The sequence below is a fragment of the Wolbachia endosymbiont (group A) of Volucella bombylans genome, from assembly GCF_964026965.1.
Classification (GTDB): domain Bacteria; phylum Pseudomonadota; class Alphaproteobacteria; order Rickettsiales; family Anaplasmataceae; genus Wolbachia; species Wolbachia pipientis.
This window is the reverse complement of the sequence record NZ_OZ034717.1, coordinates 718,539-738,311: the sequence shown is the minus strand read 5'-3', so window position 1 is coordinate 738,311 and position 19,773 is coordinate 718,539. Positions and strand designations below refer to the sequence as shown.

The following is a 19,773-nucleotide window of genomic DNA, read 5'->3' as shown; positions in this document are numbered from 1 at the left end:
CTATATGGCTATTAGATAACTGACAACAAATCTATCTTCGGATATCAGAATATTATGGGTTCTGCATGCAGAACCTGTTGTCATAAATTCAAAATTTAAACCTTTTTGTTCCATAAGATAGGACTTCACTGAAGAACTTAGTATATTGCGTGTTTTACCAGTACCTATTATCAAAATTTCTATTTCCTCTGTTAAAAAAGATTTAAAATGTTCCTTGCTATTTATATCACTTTCTTTCAATTTAATCACCTTTTCAGGAAAAATTATAATTGAGCCGCAATATTCTCTATTATTCACCAAAAATTTTCCTTCCCTGTAACCATTTATAAGATTTTTATTCTCGGAAATTAAGGGCATAAGTCAAACTATTAATTGAGTGTCACATACCCACCATTCTGGTTGCTTTTTTCCGATATTAACTGCAGCAGCTTTTGCATTTTCCTCACTATCGAATATTCCAAAGCATGATACACCACTGCCTGACATGCGAGAAAGTATAGAGCCTTCTTGTGACTCAAGTGTTGATATCACATCCTTAATTTCAGGTACAAAGCTTATTGCTATTTCTTGAAGATCGTTTCTCGTCTCTTTAAGAAGCTTCAACAAATCCTTTTCAGCGTCATCGCTCCATTTAATTGGCTCAGAAAATTTTCCTTCATGTTTGGAAAATACCTCTGGTGTACTCAAAAACCTTTTTTTCGGTTTCACAAGCACCACATTTGTAGATAAAGAGAATTTTTTAATGTGGCATAATTCTTCGCCAATACCTCTAACAAAAACTGGCTTGCTATCTACGCTTGCGGGAACATCAGCACCAACGTTTAAGGCTATTTCATTTAAAATCGTCCTATCAATCTCCCACAGCTTCCCTAGCGTACGTACCACAGCTCCAGCATCTGAGGATCCGCTACCAAGTCCTGCAGCAATTGGTATGTTTTTTACAACCTTTACAGTGACTTTAGTGCGTACAGGAGCATGCCTAAGCAGCAGATTAACCGCTTTCATTACAGTGTTATACTGGTTATTTATTCTAGACTCGGAGTTTATAAATTCAACTGTAGAGTTATCGTATCTAGAATCCTTCTCACCTACTTTTATTTCCAAAAAATTAGAGAGATTAGCAAAGACAAACAAACCCTCAATCAAGTGATATCCTGTTTCCTTCTTATTTACAACATGCAAAAAAAGATTGATTTTTGCAGGCGCCTTTACACAAAAACTTTTCATTATATATCTTCACTAACACTATTTTTACATTATATGTATAATGCTATTTTAGTCAACTTCTATAAGGTTCTCGCACTTCTGATGAGATCAAATGCCATAAATCCTAATTTCTCTGTGTGGGTAAATGCGTCCGCTGGTACAGGCAAAACAAAAATCTTAATAGACAGAGTATTGAGACTTTTATTAGAAAACAAAAGAAATATTCTTTGCTTAACATTCACCAATGCTGCAGCAAACGAAATGGAGAATCGCATTCACAGCATACTCAGTAAGTGGGCAATATGCTCAGAGAGTGAATTAATAATGGATCTGGAACAACTAGACCTCTTGCATTTAAGTGAGGAATCGGTGTCATTCCAGTGCTTGACGCTGGAATCCAGAAAAAAGGAAGAATGGATCCCAGTGTCAAGCACTGGGATGACAAAGGAGAGTGCTGGGATAACGGAGGGATCCAGAAAAAATGAAGCACTTGATCGTCACTTAACAAGAGCAAGAAGGCTTTTCTCTGAACTGGAAAATCTTGGTCTAACTATACAAACCATACACGCTTTCTGTTACAAATTAATCTCCAGCTTTCCTATAGAAGCTGGCATTGCTCCAAATTGCACGCTGAGTGAATGTAAAGAATTACGTTCCATCATATTCAATAAAGTGCTTCATAACGAAACTGTGCAGGATGATATCAACCTTATTGCAACTGAAATTGATGAAAATAAACTACGCGATTTGCTTTATACTTTATGTGTAAAAAGATCGATGTCAGCAAATGATTCAGAATACATCAAAGAAAAACTCAATGCTCCAGATGGAATTCATGATTTACAGAGTGAAACGACTGAGCACGTGGGAAGACTAGCCGAGATATTAAGTGAAGGCAGTAAAAGAGATCAGAGTTATAGTGAAATACTTTATTCTACTGTCATCCCAGCTGGGATCCAGAAAAAAAGAACCAGTGTCAGCTACTCGGATGACACCGGAATAAAGTGGAATGACACCAAAATAGAAAACCTAGCCAAGGTATTTCTCAAATCAGAATCGCACGAAAAAAAGAGCATATCATCCATTGCAACAAAAAGTATTTTGGAGAAATTCAAAGATGCAGAGCAAATAATAGAGAGCGTTCAGAATGTAGTATTTACCCATATAAGAGACATGAACTCTTATCAAATATTCAAGAGAACCAGTAGCTTACTTGGTGTATTTAAAGTATATGTTGATTTGTATAATAGTGAAAAATCAAAAAATGCACTGCTTGACTACAATGATATAATCAACTTAGCAACAAATCTTCTTAGCAATCCAAACTATAAAGATTGGATATTGTTTAACTTGGATCAAAAAATAGATCACATCCTTGTTGACGAGGCACAAGACAATAGCATCAGCCAGTGGAAAATTATAACAAATCTCTGCGATGAATTTTTTGCCGGTAATGATGAAAAGCGAACCTTATTTGTAGTTGGTGACGTAAAACAATCCATATACAGATTTCAAGGAGCAAATCCCCATCTATTCAACTATATGCAACAATACTTTCATACGAAAACTGGTGGTAGAGATTGGATATCATGCCAACTTGAAAAGTCATTTCGTTCAACTCCAGAAGTTTTGATGCTTGTAGATAGAATATTTAACAACTTCCGCGCAGAAATATCTTTTGTTGATAATGAAATAAAACATGTTCCACATAGAGAAAATGATCAAGGATATATTGAAATTTGGCCAGCGTTACCAAAGTGTAAAGAGGAAGAACAGCAAGCTTTACAAATTCCTCTGATATGTAAGGAAGGTTATACAATAGCAGATCGATTACTTGCTCAGGCAATAGCCCACAAAATTCACAATTGGTTAAACGAAGGGCGGATTTTAGTTGCTAAAGATCGCCATATAGAACCAAGAGACATTATGGTTCTGGTACGACAACGAAACGTATTGGTTGATTACATAATAAGCGAACTTAAAAAAGCAAACGTGCCAGTTGTAGGCCGAGATTATTTTAGAATTATGGACTATATAGCCGTGCAGGACTTAATAGCTTTGGCCGAATTTTTACTCCTCCAGGCAAATGATCTAGCTCTTGCAAATGCTTTAAAATCACCGTTATTCAATTTTACCGAGGATGATTTATTTAACATTGCATATGATCGTAAAGAGCATTCACTATGGGAAAGAATTCAGGATTATTCTGTGGTTATCTACAGTGAATTAAACTATCTCATTAACTTATCTCGCACAGAGTCTCCTCTTGCACTATTTACACATATATTGCGTACAGGTAAGAAGAAATTTGCTGCAAGGCTAGGTCTTGAGTGCTTTGAGGTTCTAGACGAATTTATGAACCTCGTGTTGCAATTTGAAAACCCATCTCTTCAAGCGTTTGTTCAGTGGATCAAGGAGAATAACCCGGAGATTAAGAATGATATGCAATCAGAACGCAATGCTGTGCGAATAATGACAATTCATAAATCAAAAGGTCTGCAAGCTCCCATAGTATTTTTGGTTGATACAAACACAGTGCCAAGAAACAGTGAAAGCATTATCTTTGATGGAACAGAAGTGCCATTTTGGTGTGGAAAAAACAACAACGCTTATTGCGATCAAGTAAAAAGAGAGAAAAAACTAGAGGATTATAATGAATATTTGCGTTTATTATACGTAGCACTCACACGTGCTGAAGATGAGTTATACATCTTAAGTAAAGAGCCAGTGCAAAAGGGCTCTTGGTATGATCTAATCACTAAGTACGGAGAACCATATGAAAAGAAACAAAGGGATTTACGGCCAATATTTAAAGAAAAAGTTGAAGTATTATGCGTGAATGCAAACTACCCTTACATTTATAAAAAACGTGATTACTTTGACGTTCCGGTCATTTCCCTTCCACCAAACCTATCAATGTCATTCCAGTGCTTGACACTGGAATCCAGTAAAAAAGAAGGAGAACCAGCATCAGCTACTCGCTCTCCCCTGTCATCCCAGTGCTTGACACTGGGATCCAGTAAAAAAGAAGGAGAACAAGTGTCAGCTCACTCTTCGGTATCATTTCAGCACTCTCTTTCGTCATTCCAGTGCGTGACGCTGGAACCTGGAGAAAAAAAGGCCTGGATCCCAGTGTCAAGCACTGGGATGACAAATAGGGGTATTAGAATGACAGACAGGGGTATTGGAATGACAGATGAGAGTGCTGGAATGACAACAAGGAGCATTGGGATGACAGATGGTTATGCAAGAGGCCTGATTATTCACAGCATATTGCAGTATATGCCCAAGATAGAAAAAGAAAGGAGAAAAAATTGGGTCAGAAAATACCTTGATAACATCAGCGAAGATAAGGATGAAATTTACAGTAAAATATTAGCCTTTAATGAAAAATATGGCTATTTGTTTGACTTGGAAGGCAAATCAGAGATTACACTGAGTGGAACAATTGATGGCAAGTCAGTATTAGTACGACTAGATAGGCTATGCATAACGCAAGATAAAGCAATCATAATTGACTACAAGTCACACCGTAACGTTTCTGTTTCCTCATTAAATGAAATAAAAAAGCAAATGTTGACCTATAAAACCTTAGTACAAGAAATATATCCAAACAAGCAAGTAGAGTGCGTGGTTATTTGGGTGGAAGATTTAACCATTCAATCTGACTTTTAACGAAACTTGATTGCAAGAAATAGCTACTACGTCATACCACCGCGAACCGTCATCCCGCGATTCATTCCACAACTGTACGAACATTGCGATTTGGGCCTACCAGAAGGGTGTCATGAAAGTAGCTGACACTGGTTCCTTTATGACGGTGTCATCCCAGTGCCCAGACACTGGGATCCAGGAAACTTAATTGCAAGTAATGCATTGGGTTTGGTGAGTATGGGTTTTGCGTTATAGAATGAAGCACTTTTGGTGAATTTGTAAAGAAAACTGGATTCCAGTGGGCTTTGTTGCATCGCTAGCTATGATGGATTAAAGATAAAAAAGGTGGAGAATATCAGTAGCTTATTATTCTGGTATTTATAACAAGAACGGTCAATGAATACCTAAATTTGAGTAAAAGAAATTTCACTACCATTTACCAATCCGGCTAAAATTCAAGAATTTCAATGCTTTAGCTATTTTCAATAGAATTAAATTTATTAATATAAATAACAAATTACTATTCTTAAATTTGATCAGATTGATTGCAAAAAAACAAGATTTTCAATAGGTTACTTATAATCCTAACTATAGTTAGCCTTTCATAAGTAGCGATGCAACAAAGCCATTCCAGTGTCAAGCACTGGAATGACAAGTTCTCGGCAACCCCTACGTCATCCCGTCACGGTATCTCTTAGCCGCTAACACGTAGCGGAATGACGATTGTCGGTAAATCTAAGTTACTGTAGCTATAAAGGCTTTCACAACAACCTATTTTCCTTGAAACTAAAATAGCTACTGAATGTAATAATAATGTGGTCTATTAATTCTATTCCTATACTTTGGCAAGCTTCTGCTAGTTGTCTAGTGAGAGATATATCGCTATTTGAAGGTTGTGTATCTCCGCTTGGATGATTGTGAGATATTACAATGGATGTTGAACCAATCAAAAGTGCGCGCTTGATGATCTCTCTGACATAAAGAGGAGTTTGATCTACTGTACCAATATTTTGCAGGTCTTCCGCTATTAGACGATACTTTTTATTCATATAGATGACACGAAAATTTTCCTTATTGAGGCTTCCTATACTTATTCTTAAATAATCAAGCAATTTTTCCCAGTTATCGATTACAGGCAGGTTTTTTATTTCTTCTCTTGCAGAACGAACAAAGGCTTGTTTTACACAAAAGATGGCAGATATCGCTGCATTGCTGACATCATCAACGTTTTGCAGCGCTTCCAGGTCAGCATTAAAAACTTTATTTAAGCTGCCAAAACTTTCTATCAAACTCTTTGCCACCGGTTTTACATCAATTCTACTATATGCTGAATATAAAATGTGCTCTAAAACTTCATAATCAAGTAATGATTGTCCATTATCTAAAATAATTTTCTCTCTTAGGCGCTTTCTATGCCCCTTTTTGTAATTTTTCATCATCAATGAATTGCTTATCTCTTGTATAATAAGAAATTAGATTTTTAAGTAAAATATTTAATAAAGCGCATGACGCACAATTGTAAGAACATTCATTTTTAAAGACAGCAAATGGTGTCATGAAAGTAGCTGAGACACTGTCCTCCTTTGTCATCCGAGTAGCTGACACTGGTTCCTTTACGACGGCAGTGCCCAGAGGTGTCATCCCAGTGCATGCACATAGTGCAAAAAATTAAAAATAAGACGCCAATACGTAATACTGTTGTCGTTTAATCTGCACAGATTGAAGATAAATGAATACCTTCAGTATCATGATAAAGGGGCTGGCGAAGGGTGTCAAGTAGTTTTTAGCTCTGCCTTCTAAGGCTTTTACTCGTGACAACCACTGTGCCTGCGATCTTATCGTGCCAAGTTTGACAGCGTTTGTTGAAATTTGACCATAAAAAGCCCAAGAACAATGGTGCAACTGACAATATAAAGGAAAAAAATCTCTTTGTTGCTTGTTTTAGGGTCATCTTTTCGAAAGTTTGTGCATCCACAACTCTAAGCCCAAATAATAGTTTTCCAGGTGTAGTAGCAAACTTTACCCACATATATATTACATAGCAAAAGAGCATAATAAACTGGACTATTTGATTTAGGATTAGTAATTTTATAAGTCTACTCTGCGTTGTCTTTTCTTCCGCAGACAGTGGTGCTTGCATTGGGGATTTTGCAGCAATTTGACTTAATATTTTGCTATCCTCTGAGTTCATAAAGAGCTGATTTAAGGCTTGGCTGCAAAACTGCAAGAACAAAACGATAATAATCAAATCAAGCAATACTGATATATAGCGCCTGAGGCCCGTTACATAACATATCCCATTTTCATCTTTCTTTACCTTTTGAATAACATTTATAGAAGAAAAAATAGAAAATAAACGATTAAAAAATTTATGTAACATATATATACTTTCCAATATTTAACGTGCCCCTGGCCGGACTTGAACCAGCATGCTTTTGCAAGCAACAGATTTTGAGTCTGCCGTGTCTACCATTCCACCACAGGGGCATTAAGTTTTAATGCTATAGGCAACACGGAATTAGTCAAATTTTTTTGCCTTTACATCTTTCAAATGAGGACTAAATATTCTACAATAATCAACAGTTACTCTCAAAACTTAAAATGAATGAATTAGCTAGTCTCTTGGGTTCAAGAAGTGTAGACAAGGAAATATGTAAATTACCGCATAACCTAGAAGCTGAACAGATGCTTATTGGTGCAATGATTCGTGATAATAGAATCTGTGATGCGGTTGAAGACACAATCACAGCGGAGAATTTCTATGATCCATTACATCAAAGTATTTTTACGCAAATATCCAAAACCAGGAAACATGGCATAATTGCCAATGAACTGAGCCTCAAAATGTTTTTTGAGAACGACCAAGCGTTTACCGAATGTGGTGGGGTAGAGTACTTAGCAAAGCTTGCAGCGAAGGCAAGTATTGCGCTTGATATCTATAGTTTGACTAGAATAATCCGTGATACTTACTTAAGGAGATGTTTAATTAAGCTCGGGCAAGAAATAGTTGGTGATAGCTACAACTACGATATTGAAAATCCTGCACAGGCGCAAATTGAACAAGCAATGACAAAATTGTTCAATTTGGCAGTAAAAAAACAAGGTGAGAAAACATATATAAAACTTGCAAGTTCAATTAAAGATGTAGTTGAGAAGATCAGCACACTGAAAAATAATCCAGAAGCGCTAGGCGTTACAACCGGACTTCAAGATCTAAATCAGCTTCTTGGTGGTCTACAAAAATCTGATTTATTAATTTTAGCTGCAAGGCCTTCTATGGGAAAAACAGCATTGGCGCTAAACATCGCACTCAATGCTTGTAAGATGTTGCAAAAAAGAGCAGATAAGCAACACTATGTAGCGTTTTTCTCGCTTGAAATGTCAGCAGAGCAATTAACTGCAAGGCTGATCACTATAGATTCAGGGATTAGTTATTATAAGGCATTAACCGGGAGAATTAGTGATTTTGAATTGCATGAATTTATCAATACTAGTACAGAATTATCTGAACTGCCTTTCATCATAGATGACACCCCTGCGCTATCAATTAGTGCCCTTCGCACCAGAATACGCTTGCTGTATCAATTATATAATGTAGAAGTGGTATTCATTGATTATTTGCAGCTAATCAGAGGAACAACAAAAAGGAGTAATGAAAATAGAGTGCAAGAAATCTCGGAAGTGACGCAGGGTTTGAAAGCAATTGCAAAGGAGCTAAATATTCCCATTGTTGCACTATCTCAGCTCTCTCGTTCTGTTGAGCAGAGGGATGATAAAAAACCACAACTTTCTGATTTACGTGATTCAGGGAGCATAGAGCAAGACGCAGATATAGTAATGTTTCTCTATAGAGAAGAGTATTATGAACTAAGAAAACAGCCAAATGAAGGAAACAATAAACATCGGGAATGGCAAGAGAAAATGGAAAAAATTAGAAACATTGCAGAGCTCATTATTGCAAAGCAGAGAAATGGACCAATTGGCAGTGTGAAGCTATATTTTGACTCTAACAGAGGTTCGTTTAAAGATTACACAGAAAGGCATAGTTCATAGCTTGGCAGCAATCTTCTTGTTCCCAAGTTCATTGATTATTTTTTTTATGTAAAGATAGCTTGACAATTTCTTAAAAATCCTTTTATAATGGTATTATATTTTATAATACGTGAGATGATGAATAAAAACAATGTACCCTATCTTATAGCTGGTGCTCTGGCTACTGCAACTTTATTAGCATCTGAAGTGTTTGCTGCAGCTCCTTATATTGGTTTCTTAGCTCCAGTTGCAGCATTAAGTGTTGGCTTGCCATTTATTATTGGTTATGCTGTGTTTTCTGTTGTAACTATTGCACTTTCGTATAAAGCAATTAGTGAGAACAAAACAAATTCTGAGTTAAAAAATAAAATGAAAGCTCAAGAGCAAACAATTTCTGGGCAAAAAACTCAACTAGCTAAAAAAGAAGCGGAAGTAAAAGCTAAAGAGGAAGAAAATTCTAAGTTAAAAAATAAAGTAGAAGCTCAAGAGGAAGAAAATTCTAAGTTAAAAGATCAAGTACGCACTCAAAAGCAGAAAAATTCTGAGCAAAAAACTCAACTAGCTGAAAAAAATAAAAAGATAGAAGAAGACAAATTAAAAGTGGCAATTGCTGATGGCACTGTTCAGCTTGCAAAAGGAACAGTTAATAGCGCTGTTTGGTTTGCAAAAGAAGCAGTTAATGGTGTCTTGTATTCTGGCAAATATGCTTACGATAATTATGTGCCATCAACTGAGTCTACAAAAGGAACACTTAGTGGTATTGGAGGTGGCTTGAAAAATACTTATGATGCGTCAATTGCATCTGTAAGAGGAGCACTTAACAGCGTTGGAAGCAGCTTGTACAGTAGGATTTATGGTACTAAGGTTTCTAGTCCGGAAGAGCAGTTTAAGCGTGAAGATGGATCTAAACCTAGCATGCAAGAACTAACTCGTTTGGATTATTTAAATCTTGAGGTTCTTTCCAGTGAGCAAAAGCAACGAGCTAATAGTTTGGATTATTTAAATATTGATAACGTTCCTAAGCAACCTGATCATTTAAATGTTGATGCTGCTAAAAGTGATTTAATGAGTCTTTCTGAGGATCAGGATGTATTTTATGATGCAGAATCTGGTGATGAAAAAGATACTGAGGTTTCTAGCCTGAAAGAGCAGTTGGATGAAAACAATAAAACAAAAATTCAGTCAAGAATTTCTGTTGTATATGAGTTAGTAAAAGGGAAATTTACCAGCTTTTGGAGTGGTGTACAAAATAGTTATGTACTAGGTACTAATCTGTTGCATGCTCAACATAAAAACACCTTGGCTAATGTACCACAAGAAGAGGTTATAAATAAAGAAGCTCAAAAGCCAGAAGAGCAAGCAGAGCAAAAGCCAAATCTTCAAAGGGACAACAGCATAAACAATACGAAAGAAGACGGTAAAAATAAAAGAAGTGGAGCCGCAAGAAGAAAAAGAAAACAAGCACGAGTAGAACAACCTATAGTGTATGCAGTTAAAATAAGTAATAAATATGATGTGTTACTACCTGAATGCTTCCTTGGTTAAACATCAACCCTCAAAAAAACCGGCGTAGGTTTAGGCAGCGTAATGCCTGAACTTACGCACGTGTCGTACAAAGATTTTAAATCTCGTTGTTCTTTCGGAATTTGCAGTTGATTTAGTATCATCTCTGCTGACTTTGGAACAATCGGTTGCAATAAAGTGCCAATTATCCTGATATATTCCAGTAACTTGTAAATTACTAAATTCATGCGTTCTCTATCAGTTTTGCTTAATGTCCAGGGTGCACTTTTGTCTATGTAGGCATTTGCTTCAGAAGAGATGTTGATAATTAGAAGTATAATCTGGTTAAATTCATACTTTGATAAATGGTCCATCACTTGACCTAGTATAGCTTTGCAATTTGGCAGACTTTCTTCACCTCTAAGTAAATCTCGATCAATTGTTGGTACAATTCCAGAGCATTGCTTGTGTAAAAATGAAATTGTTCTTTGTACTAAATTGCCTATGTTGTTTGCCAGTTCTGAATTTATCCGGCTGATCATATTTTTCTTACTAAAGTTACCATCCTGGCCAAAACTTGCTTCTCGAAGGAGAAAATAGCGTAGTTGATCAACACCAAACTCTTGAGCGAGGCCAATTGGATCTATGACATTACCAAGGGACTTGGATATTTTTTCTCCCTCGTTTAGCCACCAACCATGAACTGCAATTTGTTTTGGTAGCGGCAAATCTGCTGCAAGGAGAATTGCCGGCCAATATACGGCGTGAAAGCGCAATATGTCTTTACCAATTACATGAACGTTGAAAGAGCTGTCAGCTAGGTTTGCAGCGCGTAACACTGGAATCTGCGTTTTCCCTTGGTTTGGTGTCATTCCAGCGCGTGACGCTGGAATCTGCGTTTTAGATTCTGCCCAAAACCTCTTATATTCCTCACCTTCAGTACTAGGGAAACCTATTGATGTAAGATAATTGGTTAATGCATCTATCCAGACATAGATTACGTGTTTGTCATTACCTGGTACTTTTATTCCCCAGTTAAAACTAGTGCGAGAGATTGAGAGGTCAATGAGCCCTGATCTTACAAACGATATCACTTCATTTCTTCTGCTCTCAGGAAAGATAAAACTTGGCTGATTTTTATAGAGTTCCAGTAATTTGTCTTGCCAGTTTGACAAGCGAAAAAAGTAGCTCTCTTCTTTTATCCACTGAACTTCTGCGCCTGTTGGTGCTTTGCCATCTATCAGCTCTGATTCCTGATAAAATGCTTCATCACGAACTGAATACCAACCCGAATAGGAATCCAAATATATTTGCCCTCTCTCTTCAAGTCTATTCCATAAAGCTATAACTGCTTTTTTGTGACGTTCCTCCGTAGTGCGAATAAAATCGTCATACTCAAAATTCATGAACTTAGCCAATTCTTTAAATGAAACGCTCACTTCATCTGTAAATTCTTTTGGCTGCATTTCCTTTGCTTTAGCTGCTTTTTCTATTTTTTGTCCATGTTCATCTGTACCGGTGGTAAATTTGACATTTTTCCCAGCTAGTTTCATGAACCTTGCCACCACGTCACACAAGAGAGAAGTGTATGCATGACCAATATGTGGCTTATCGTTTACGTAATATACTGGCGTGGTGATGTAAAAGTTCTCGAATTGTTCCATGGTTTAGCATTTTGATAAAAATCAACTGAGTTAATTATAGTATTAAAAAGGCAGTAATAAATAAATATTGATTAGGTTAAGCATAATTTTTGAAAAAAGCGATTTACTGAAATTTTATAAAAATAAGAAACAATCAGGCATGATTATTGAAAGAACAATGGGAAATTTTCTTGTAATTCTATTTATAGTTTTCTATGCATTTGATGCACACGCTGATGGAGCAACAGATGTAATGTGTAATGTAATAGGTTACGTTCATGGAATAGGTGGACCAATGATTACAGTGGTAATAATTGGTTCAAGCTTAGAGGTTGTCCGGAAACAAGTAAAAGGCTATAATATCTGAAATTTTAGTACGGGGTAAAGATGAGAAAAAAGTATCCAACAGATCTAAGCGAAAGGGAATGGGCAAGAATAGAAAAACACTTCAGAGTATCATACAAGAAAGGAGGAAGGCCGCCAAAGTATAGCAAAAGAGAAATATTAGAAGCAATTTTCTATGTATTGCGTACAGGGTGTCAATGGCGGTATTTACCAAATGATTTTCCGCTATGGAAGACTGTGTATGAGCAGTTCAGGCAATGGAAGAAGCAGGGAATTTTTGAGAAAATGAATTATGAAATTACAAAATATAGTAGAAGAAAAATAGGAAGGAATGAGCAGCCGAGTGCCTGTATAGTAGATAGTCAATCTGTAAAGACTACAGAAAAGGGGGGATCAAAGGCTATGATGGAAGTAAAAAAGTAAAGGGTAGAAAAAGGCATATAATTACAGACACTCAGGGTTTTATACTAGGTTGTTACGTAGGCGCTGCTAACGAAAATGATAGAGATGGTATTAAAATAGCATTAAACAATATGAGAACAAAATATACTAAAGTTAAAAAAATGTGGGCTGACATGGGATACCAAGGAAGAAATTTAAAGAATCACATAAAGGAAGAATATGACATAGATATTGAAATTGTTACAAGGCCTCCATGTAGATTTTGGGTGCACAAAGATACGCCACCTGAGCTACTACCAACAAGAGAACAAGGGTTTAAAGTACAGCCAAGAAGATGGGTTGTAGAAAGGACTTTTGCTTGGGTTAATAGGAATAGAAGGCTATCGAAGGAGTATGATTTACTCACAACATCCACTGAGAATTTCATATACCTAGCTATGAGTAGGGTTATGTTAAAGAGGGAATATGCTTGAATTTACTAGTTTCCGGACAACCTCTGATACCAATTCCCATTACAGGGCAAACAGATGGACAATGATGGAAGAAAAGCCATACTGAAGTAAGTAAAATAGCGAGGTTTAAATGGCATTAAGATCAAAATTATTGGATGAAAAAGTAGTAGAATCAGCAAAAGAAATGCTGAAGAAAGTAAGGAATAATGCATATGTTTCAAAAAAACTAAATGCTGTAATTGCAGCAAAAAAGTACAGTATAACGGCTGTAGCAAAAATATATTGCATTTCAAGAAGCGCACTAACTTCGTGGGTAAAACTCTTGAAAATTGGCAGAGAAGAAAAACTGTTTGCTCCTTCACAACGTCGTAGAAAAACTAAATTAAATCAGGCTCAACTACAGCAAATTGAAGAGTGGATAGAAGAAAATCCTAATATCACCATTAAAGAAATGAGAATAAGAATCCAGGAAAAGTTCGGATTAAATATCAGCAAATCTACAGTACACCGCCATATGCAAAAGATGAAATTCTCATATATTACACCAAGACCAGTTCATAATGGACAAGATAAAAGCAAACAAGAGGAATTCAAAAAAAAATCTCAATGGAGCTATTAGCAAGTATCCAGAAAAAGAGCTATTTTTCTTTGATGAATCATGGTTTGGCACACATTCAAAAGTTGGACATGGGTGGTTTAAAAAGGGGATTAGAACACAGGTTAAAACAAAATTAGGTAGGCAAAATTTCTATCTCTATAGTGCAGTTAATCCTAGAAATCGAGAGAGTTCTAGCTTATTTGCACCAAATGTCAACACTGATTGCATGAACATATTTCTTGAGCAAATTTCGCAATATCTAGAAACACGAGAGGCTTTTCTCGTTATGGACTGTGCTAGTTGGCATAGGTCAAAAAATTTAAAGGTACCTAAAAATATCGACATTATATACCTACCTCCATACTCACCTGAGCTAAATCCTGTTGAGAGGCTTTGGTTATATATAAAACAGAACATTTTGCGCAATAAAATATACGATACAATTGCTCTACTTGAGGGTGCTTTGTGCAAATTTATTACTTCTCTTGCCAGCTCCACAATTAAACAACTCTGCAATGTTTCCTATTTGACTGGACAACAATGAGAATTGGTATCAGTAATTTGATCTGGGTTCCAAGGCCCTTGTGCATCACACATATGAAGCGATAATATATTGCACATGACCAAGTTTGCCCAAAATTCTTGTAATACAGCCTCTCCAGAAAAATTCTCTAACTCTGCTCCTACTTTGAGTCGTTTCCTCTATGTGCCACCTTAACACATAAGCTTTGCTCCAAAGTCTCGGTCAAAAACTCTGTTTCTCAGTTGGCTAATGTCAGCACTATAACTCTTACTTTCTGTCCTTTCATTTTATTTTTTAGCTTTTCATTTTCTAATATAAAATCAAAATCTAATTCGCCAGCGTTCCCATAGCTTAGAGGTTGTCCACAAACCAGTAAATCAAGCATATTCCCTACTTAACATAACTTTACTCATAGCCAGATATATGAAACTTTCAGTAGATGTTGTAAGTAAATCGTACTCCTTCGATAGCCTTCTATTTCTATTGATCCAAGCAAAAGTCCTCTCTACCACCCACCTTCTCGGCTGTACTGAAAATCCAGGATCCCGTTGTGGCAATAGTTCTAGTGGTGTATCTTTATGCACCCAAAACCTACATGGAGGCCTTTTGACAATTTCAATATCTATCCCATATTCTCTCTTTACGTAATCCTTTAAATCTTTTCCTTGGTATCCCATATCAGCCCACATTTTCTTAATATTGCTGTATTTTTCCTTCATATTGTCCAATGCCATCTTCACCCCATCTCTGTCATTTTCGCTTGCAGCTCCTACATAGCAACCAAGCACAAATCCTTGAGTATCTGTGATTATATGTCTTTTTCTCCCCTTTACCTTTTTCGCACCATCATAACCTTTGCCCCCCTTTTTCCGTGGTTTTTACCGATTGACTGTCCACTATGCATGCGCTCGGCTTCCCATTTTTGACCTACTATATTTAGTGATATCATAATTCATTTTCTCAAAAATTCCCTGCTTTTTCCATCTTCTAAACTGTTCATGCACAGCCTTCCACGGCGGAAAATCGTGTGGTAAATACCGCCATTGACATCCTGTGCGCAGTATATAAAGAATTGCATTTACTATCTCACACTTACTGTATTTTGGTGGCCTTCCTTCTTTCTTGTACGATACTCTGAAGTGTTTTTCTATTCTTGCCCATTCCCTTTCGCTTAGATCTGTTGGATATTTTTTCCTCATCTCTTACCTCAATATTCTTTCTTTATATACTACGTATTCCTTGGTTTGTGGACAACCTCTAAGAGGTTGTCCGGAAACAAGTAAAAGGCTATAATATCTGAAATTTTAGTACGGGGTAAAGATGAGAAAAAAGTATCCAACAGATCTAAGCGAAAGGGAATGGGCAAGAATAGAAAAACACTTCAGAGTATCATACAAGAAAGGAGGAAGGCCGCCAAAGTATAGCAAAAGAGAAATATTAGAAGCAATTTTCTATGTATTGCGTACAGGGTGTCAATGGCGGTATTTACCAAATGATTTTCCGCTATGGAAGACTGTGTATGAGCAGTTCAGGCAATGGAAGAAGCAGGGAATTTTTGAGAAAATGAATTATGAAATTACAAAATATAGTAGAAGAAAAATAGGAAGGAATGAGCAGCCGAGTGCCTGTATAGTAGATAGTCAATCTGTAAAGACTACAGAAAAGGGGGGATCAAAGGCTATGATGGAAGTAAAAAAGTAAAGGGTAGAAAAAGGCATATAATTACAGACACTCAGGGTTTTATACTAGGTTGTTACGTAGGCGCTGCTAACGAAAATGATAGAGATGGTATTAAAATAGCATTAAACAATATGAGAACAAAATATACTAAAGTTAAAAAAATGTGGGCTGACATGGGATACCAAGGAAGAAATTTAAAGAATCACATAAAGGAAGAATATGACATAGATATTGAAATTGTTACAAGGCCTCCATGTAGATTTTGGGTGCACAAAGATACGCCACCTGAGCTACTACCAACAAGAGAACAAGGGTTTAAAGTACAGCCAAGAAGATGGGTTGTAGAAAGGACTTTTGCTTGGGTTAATAGGAATAGAAGGCTATCGAAGGAGTATGATTTACTCACAACATCCACTGAGAATTTCATATACCTAGCTATGAGTAGGGTTATGTTAAAGAGGGAATATGCTTGAATTTACTAGTTTCCGGACAACCTCTAACAAGTATAATGCGGCTTGACAAATTTATTGTCATCTCAGACCGCGGAGAGAACCATATGCTACTTTTAACTTATGTAAAATTACCAAGGATTATGGAGAAGATATGCTGTTTTGATTTGTGTGAAAATTATTGTTGACTTATGTGCAATTAGAGAACCTAAGTCACTTTAGCTATAATTCAGAATTGAGAGCTTTTAATAACTCTCTAACTCCCACTTAGGTCTTGGTGCAAAATTGAGAGAATCTATATAGCTTTTCTGTAACATTTCAATTCCTGCCCATCCAACCATTATTGCATTATCTGTACATAGGTTGTTGGGAGGAAAAAATATGTTTAAGTTTATGTGTTGTTTTAATTTTTCTCTCAAGAAATTATTTGCTGCAACTCCACCGGTAATCACAAAGTCATTGATTTTGATATTTAAAGATTCGGCCATAATAATCGCATTACTAACCCTGTCCAACAGTATGTTACTAATACACTCTTGAAACGAAGCACATACATCACACACATCTTGCTCGCTCATTTTAAGTTCTTGCACTAAGTTTTTTACTGCTGTTTTAATTCCAGAAAACGAAAAGTTACATCCAGAACGTTTTATCATTGCCCTTGGCAATTTAAATCTTGCACCATTGCCTTTTTTAGCTAACTTTTCAATTAATGGCCCTCCGGGATAGCTTAAACCCAGCATCTTAGCAACTTTATCAAATGCTTCTCCTAGTGAATCATCGAGCGTTTCTCCAAGTTTAATGTATTTACCTACATCCTGTGCAATTAAAAATTGACAGTGACCACCTGATATTAGTAGGACTAAAAATGGAAATTTTACCTCATGCAGTAACCTAATAACCAATGCATGCGCTTCTAAGTGATTCACTGCAATGAACGGTTTTTGTGCCACATGTGCAATTGCTTTAGCCATCATTGTACCAACTATTAATCCACCTATGAGTCCTGGTCCTGATGTTGCTGCAATTGCATTGAGGTCACAAAAGTTAAGGTTAGATTTTTTTACAGCGCTTTTTATCAGGCCACTTAAATGTTCCATATGAGCACGTGAAGCTATCTCAGGAATCACCCCACCGCGTTTTTTGTGTTCTACTTGAGAAAGAATCTTGTGAGCAAGGACTTGCTTGTCACTATTTACAATCGCTACTGCAGTTTCGTCGCAGCTTGTTTCAACAGCTAAAATGGTTTTCATGTATATTCGAGCACTTTATTATCAAAACTATATCTTGAAACGCTGTAGAAGTTAACTGCAAAGTTAACTTCTACAGCTAAAAGATTTACCGACAACCGTCATCCCGCTGCTTGTTAGCTGATGAGATGCCGCGAATGAATCCACAACTGTACGAACATTATGATTTGAGAGCAATTTCCACTAGGAAGGTGTCATTCCAGTGCCTCTATGATGTTATCCCAGTGCTTGACACTGGGATCCAGCTTTTTCATAATCATCAAAATGTTGTATTTTTACATAAAATGGCTATTTTTATGCTTACCAACTTAATAAAATTCCTGGATCCCAGTGTCTGGGCACTGGGATGACACCCCACTGGCTTTGTTGCATCGCTCTTCGGATAGTAGGTAACGTACAATAAATTCATGAAGCTATCTCAAACTTAGCCATGCCTATTTCAGTAAATTTGTTAAGCAAATAACACTTGAGTAGCAGTTCCTTCTCACGATTAATTTCAGATTTGCTCCTAAAACTAAACCCAAATATTCGCTTCAACCTTGAGAAAAATCCTTCAATATACGATCTTTTTCCGTAATTTACTTCTTCTTTCCATCTTTTTATACCATTCTCACCATGTAATTTCATTAACTGAATAGCGGCATTTCTATCAAGCATATAATCCAATTTTGGATGCTCTGCTGCGTTGTTTTTCGGAGGAATTTTCGTTTTTATACCATATTGATTACACAGCTTATAGAGCTTTTCTCTGTCATATGCCCTATCTGCATATAGTACTTTTATGACATACTGAAAATCGACTTCTTTTAGCAAATCACAAGCTCCATAGTGATCAGACCGTTACTGTATTTTACAGCTATGGCTTTTTTGCTGTTTGTATTCAACATTACATGCAATTTTCTTGTCTGTTCATAGCTGCGATACTTTCTATCTTCGCTATTTTCTTTGCTATGACCAGGAGTGTTGTTGTATATACTAATTCCTGTACTGTCTATAGCAATTTCGATATCTTCCATATTATTTTTATCAATTCTGCAATCATTGATCTTAATATTGAGTTTCTTAAACCTTCTTGATGATTGTGAATAGCTGATAACTTGCAAATTTTTCCCAATTTGCTCAAGGTATCCTGCTATAAACCCAACTGTTTGCCTCAGGCCTATTCTAAATAAACAAGTTATTATGTGCACCAAAATTACAACTTTATCGCTATAAATATTGTTGCCACCTGGTATTTTTGGACCATTCTCGTACCACTTTTCTATGGCTTCGTTGATATAATGAAAAATATTTCCTCTTTTTTCTAGAAATTTGTTATATTCGCTATGGTTACTGACCCTCATTTTTTGTGGCATATTTTTTCTTTCAAGGTTAAATGGCTATTTTATAATGAATTTTGTCAGTAGCCACCAGATTTTTCAGTTGCTATGCAACAAAGCCATCCCAGTGTCAAGCACTGGGATGACATTACAGGGGGCACTGGGATGACAGAAGAAGGAGGCGCTGCCGTCTTGGATGAAAAGGCTGGATCCCAGTGTCAAGCACTGGGATGACACCTCTGGGCGCTGGGATGACAGGAGAAGGAGGCGCTGCTGTCTTGGATGAAAAGGCTGGATCCCAGTGGGCTTTGTTGCATCGCTAGCTATGATGGATTAAAGATAAAAAAGGTGGAGAATATCAGTAGCTTATTATTCTGGTATTTATAACAAGAACGGTCAGTGAATACCTAAATTTGAGTAAAAGAAATTTCACTACCACTCACTAATCCGGCTAAAATTCAAGAATTTCAATGCTTTAGCTATTTTCAATAGAATTAAATTTATTAATATAAATAACAAGTTACTATTCTTAAATTTGATCAGATTGATTGCAAAAAAAACAAGATTTTCAATAAGTTGCTTATAATCCTAATTATAGTTAGCCTTTCATAAGTAGCGATGCAACAAAGCCATCCCAGTGTCAAGCACTGGGATGACATCATAGGGGGCTACTTGGCTGACAACCGTCATCCCGCTACGTGTTAGCGGGATCTCTTG

The 19,773-nt window shown here is 36.5% G+C and carries 18 protein-coding genes, 1 tRNA gene and 2 pseudogenes; 9 read left to right on the top strand and 12 right to left on the bottom strand.

Annotation, left to right across the window (positions count from 1 at the left end):
* Window positions 1–357 (bottom strand): Mth938-like domain-containing protein, encoded by a 357-nt coding sequence (locus AAGD51_RS03615; protein WP_006279996.1) that lies wholly within the window; start codon window positions 355–357, stop codon window positions 1–3.
* Window positions 358–360: 3 nt separating this feature from the next.
* On the bottom strand, window positions 361–1,227 hold the full coding sequence (locus tag AAGD51_RS03610) for a 4-(cytidine 5'-diphospho)-2-C-methyl-D-erythritol kinase (protein ID WP_077188591.1): 867 nt from the start codon (window positions 1,225–1,227) through the stop codon (window positions 361–363).
* Between the two features lie 81 nt (window positions 1,228–1,308).
* Here AAGD51_RS03610 and AAGD51_RS03605 point away from each other — a divergent pair, with 81 nt between their 5' ends.
* Complete coding sequence (locus AAGD51_RS03605; protein WP_341810366.1) at window positions 1,309–4,881, top strand: UvrD-helicase domain-containing protein; 3,573 nt, start codon at window positions 1,309–1,311, stop codon at window positions 4,879–4,881.
* Window positions 4,882–5,018: 137 nt separating this feature from the next.
* On the opposite strand, the gene AAGD51_RS03600 is transcribed toward AAGD51_RS03605, so the two are convergent.
* The 4 genes from AAGD51_RS03600 to AAGD51_RS03585 form a co-directional block, all read right to left on the bottom strand.
* The gene (locus tag AAGD51_RS03600; RefSeq protein WP_236514888.1) at window positions 5,019–5,174 is read right to left on the bottom strand and encodes a hypothetical protein; all 156 of its coding nucleotides are present in this window, start codon (window positions 5,172–5,174) and stop codon (window positions 5,019–5,021) included.
* 447 nt (window positions 5,175–5,621) lie between these two features.
* Window positions 5,622–6,296: a RadC family protein gene (gene radC, locus AAGD51_RS03595; protein WP_010962534.1), complete on the bottom strand. Its 675-nt coding sequence runs from the start codon at window positions 6,294–6,296 to the stop codon at window positions 5,622–5,624.
* 347 nt (window positions 6,297–6,643) lie between these two features.
* Window positions 6,644–7,240 carry an RDD family protein gene (locus tag AAGD51_RS03590; RefSeq protein WP_015589093.1) on the bottom strand — a complete coding sequence of 199 codons (597 nt, stop codon included), beginning with the start codon at window positions 7,238–7,240 and terminating at the stop codon, window positions 6,644–6,646.
* Window positions 7,241–7,264: 24 nt separating this feature from the next.
* Window positions 7,265–7,347, bottom strand: a tRNA-Leu gene (locus tag AAGD51_RS03585).
* 114 nt (window positions 7,348–7,461) lie between these two features.
* Between AAGD51_RS03585 and AAGD51_RS03580 the strand changes: the two genes are divergently transcribed.
* Entirely contained in the window at window positions 7,462–8,913 is a 1,452-nt protein-coding gene (locus AAGD51_RS03580) for a replicative DNA helicase (RefSeq protein ID WP_006279932.1), read from the top strand.
* Between the two features lie 348 nt (window positions 8,914–9,261).
* On the top strand, window positions 9,262–10,437 hold the full coding sequence (locus AAGD51_RS03575; RefSeq protein WP_341810365.1) for a hypothetical protein: 1,176 nt from the start codon (window positions 9,262–9,264) through the stop codon (window positions 10,435–10,437).
* Here the strand turns inward: AAGD51_RS03575 and metG are convergent.
* A complete protein-coding gene (gene metG / locus AAGD51_RS03570; RefSeq protein WP_006279930.1) occupies window positions 10,434–12,059 on the bottom strand; it encodes a methionine--tRNA ligase in 1,626 nt (541 codons plus the stop codon). The two genes, AAGD51_RS03575 and metG, sit on opposite strands and share 4 nt — an antisense overlap.
* Before the next feature lie 67 nt (window positions 12,060–12,126).
* On the opposite strand from metG, the gene AAGD51_RS03565 reads away from it, so the two are divergent.
* The 3 genes from AAGD51_RS03565 to AAGD51_RS03555 all read left to right on the top strand — a co-directional run bounded on the left by AAGD51_RS03565 (window position 12,127) and on the right by AAGD51_RS03555 (window position 14,379).
* A complete protein-coding gene (locus AAGD51_RS03565; RefSeq protein WP_236514971.1) occupies window positions 12,127–12,405 on the top strand; it encodes a TrbC/VirB2 family protein in 279 nt (92 codons plus the stop codon).
* Between the two features lie 20 nt (window positions 12,406–12,425).
* A protein-coding gene (locus AAGD51_RS03560) for an IS5-like element ISWpi1 family transposase (RefSeq protein ID WP_236514306.1) occupies window positions 12,426–13,258 on the top strand; the annotation gives its coding sequence in 2 pieces (ribosomal slippage) (window positions 12,426–12,795 and window positions 12,795–13,258; 834 coding nt in all).
* 109 nt (window positions 13,259–13,367) lie between these two features.
* Window positions 13,368–14,379 (top strand): IS630 family transposase gene (locus AAGD51_RS03555; protein WP_236514338.1). Its coding sequence is split into 2 segments (ribosomal slippage): window positions 13,368–13,829 and window positions 13,831–14,379, totalling 1,011 coding nucleotides; the frame shifts between segments, so codons are not numbered across the junction.
* An 8-nt stretch (window positions 14,380–14,387) separates the two neighbouring features.
* On the opposite strand, the pseudogene AAGD51_RS03550 reads toward AAGD51_RS03555, so the two are convergent.
* Window positions 14,388–14,698, bottom strand: a pseudogene (locus AAGD51_RS03550) (IS4 family transposase); the annotation flags it as partial.
* Window positions 14,699–14,735: 37 nt separating this feature from the next.
* A pseudogene (locus tag AAGD51_RS03545) lies at window positions 14,736–15,557 on the bottom strand (IS5 family transposase).
* A gap of 121 nt (window positions 15,558–15,678) precedes the next feature.
* Here AAGD51_RS03545 and AAGD51_RS03540 point away from each other — a divergent pair.
* Window positions 15,679–16,511 (top strand): IS5-like element ISWpi1 family transposase gene (locus tag AAGD51_RS03540; protein WP_236514306.1). Its coding sequence is split into 2 segments (ribosomal slippage): window positions 15,679–16,048 and window positions 16,048–16,511, totalling 834 coding nucleotides; the frame shifts between segments, so codons are not numbered across the junction.
* Window positions 16,512–16,732: 221 nt separating this feature from the next.
* Here the strand turns inward: AAGD51_RS03540 and tsaD are convergent.
* Complete coding sequence (tsaD, locus tag AAGD51_RS03535) at window positions 16,733–17,740, bottom strand: tRNA (adenosine(37)-N6)-threonylcarbamoyltransferase complex transferase subunit TsaD (RefSeq protein ID WP_077188403.1); 1,008 nt, start codon at window positions 17,738–17,740, stop codon at window positions 16,733–16,735.
* A 125-nt stretch (window positions 17,741–17,865) separates the two neighbouring features.
* On the opposite strand from tsaD, the gene AAGD51_RS03530 reads away from it, so the two are divergent.
* A complete protein-coding gene (locus AAGD51_RS03530; RefSeq protein WP_077188402.1) occupies window positions 17,866–18,087 on the top strand; it encodes a hypothetical protein in 222 nt (73 codons plus the stop codon).
* 55 nt (window positions 18,088–18,142) lie between these two features.
* On the opposite strand, the gene AAGD51_RS03525 is transcribed toward AAGD51_RS03530, so the two are convergent.
* A complete protein-coding gene (locus AAGD51_RS03525) occupies window positions 18,143–18,550 on the bottom strand; it encodes a transposase (protein ID WP_049973602.1) in 408 nt (135 codons plus the stop codon).
* The gene (locus AAGD51_RS03520) at window positions 18,544–19,092 is read right to left on the bottom strand and encodes a transposase (protein ID WP_236514710.1); all 549 of its coding nucleotides are present in this window, start codon (window positions 19,090–19,092) and stop codon (window positions 18,544–18,546) included. Before AAGD51_RS03520 ends, AAGD51_RS03525 begins: the two co-directional genes overlap by 7 nt.
* A gap of 72 nt (window positions 19,093–19,164) precedes the next feature.
* Here AAGD51_RS03520 and AAGD51_RS03515 point away from each other — a divergent pair, with 72 nt between their 5' ends.
* Window positions 19,165–19,290: a hypothetical protein gene (locus tag AAGD51_RS03515; protein ID WP_255703170.1), complete on the top strand. Its 126-nt coding sequence runs from the start codon at window positions 19,165–19,167 to the stop codon at window positions 19,288–19,290.
* The last annotated feature ends 483 nt before the right edge of the window (window positions 19,291–19,773 follow it).

Excerpts from the sequence above, each read along its gene's own strand:
- AAGD51_RS03575 (WP_341810365.1), top strand. The coding sequence starts at position 9,262 with ATGAAAGCTCAAGAGCAAACAATTTCTGGGCAAAAAACTCAACTAGCT.
- AAGD51_RS03520 (WP_236514710.1), bottom strand. The coding sequence starts at position 19,092 with ATGCCACAAAAAATGAGGGTCAGTAACCATAGCGAATATAACAAATTT.
- tsaD (WP_077188403.1), bottom strand. The coding sequence starts at position 17,740 with ATGAAAACCATTTTAGCTGTTGAAACAAGCTGCGACGAAACTGCAGTA.
- AAGD51_RS03600 (WP_236514888.1), bottom strand. The coding sequence starts at position 5,174 with ATGCAACAAAGCCCACTGGAATCCAGTTTTCTTTACAAATTCACCAAA.
- AAGD51_RS03590 (WP_015589093.1), bottom strand. The coding sequence starts at position 7,240 with ATGTTACATAAATTTTTTAATCGTTTATTTTCTATTTTTTCTTCTATA.
- AAGD51_RS03615 (WP_006279996.1), bottom strand. The coding sequence starts at position 357 with ATGCCCTTAATTTCCGAGAATAAAAATCTTATAAATGGTTACAGGGAA.
- AAGD51_RS03580 (WP_006279932.1), top strand. The coding sequence starts at position 7,462 with ATGAATGAATTAGCTAGTCTCTTGGGTTCAAGAAGTGTAGACAAGGAA.
- AAGD51_RS03515 (WP_255703170.1), top strand. The coding sequence starts at position 19,165 with ATGCAACAAAGCCATCCCAGTGTCAAGCACTGGGATGACATTACAGGG.
- radC (WP_010962534.1), bottom strand. The coding sequence starts at position 6,296 with ATGAAAAATTACAAAAAGGGGCATAGAAAGCGCCTAAGAGAGAAAATT.
- metG (WP_006279930.1), bottom strand. The coding sequence starts at position 12,059 with ATGGAACAATTCGAGAACTTTTACATCACCACGCCAGTATATTACGTA.
- AAGD51_RS03610 (WP_077188591.1), bottom strand. The coding sequence starts at position 1,227 with ATGAAAAGTTTTTGTGTAAAGGCGCCTGCAAAAATCAATCTTTTTTTG.
- AAGD51_RS03530 (WP_077188402.1), top strand. The coding sequence starts at position 17,866 with ATGCCGCGAATGAATCCACAACTGTACGAACATTATGATTTGAGAGCA.
- AAGD51_RS03605 (WP_341810366.1), top strand. The coding sequence starts at position 1,309 with ATGAGATCAAATGCCATAAATCCTAATTTCTCTGTGTGGGTAAATGCG.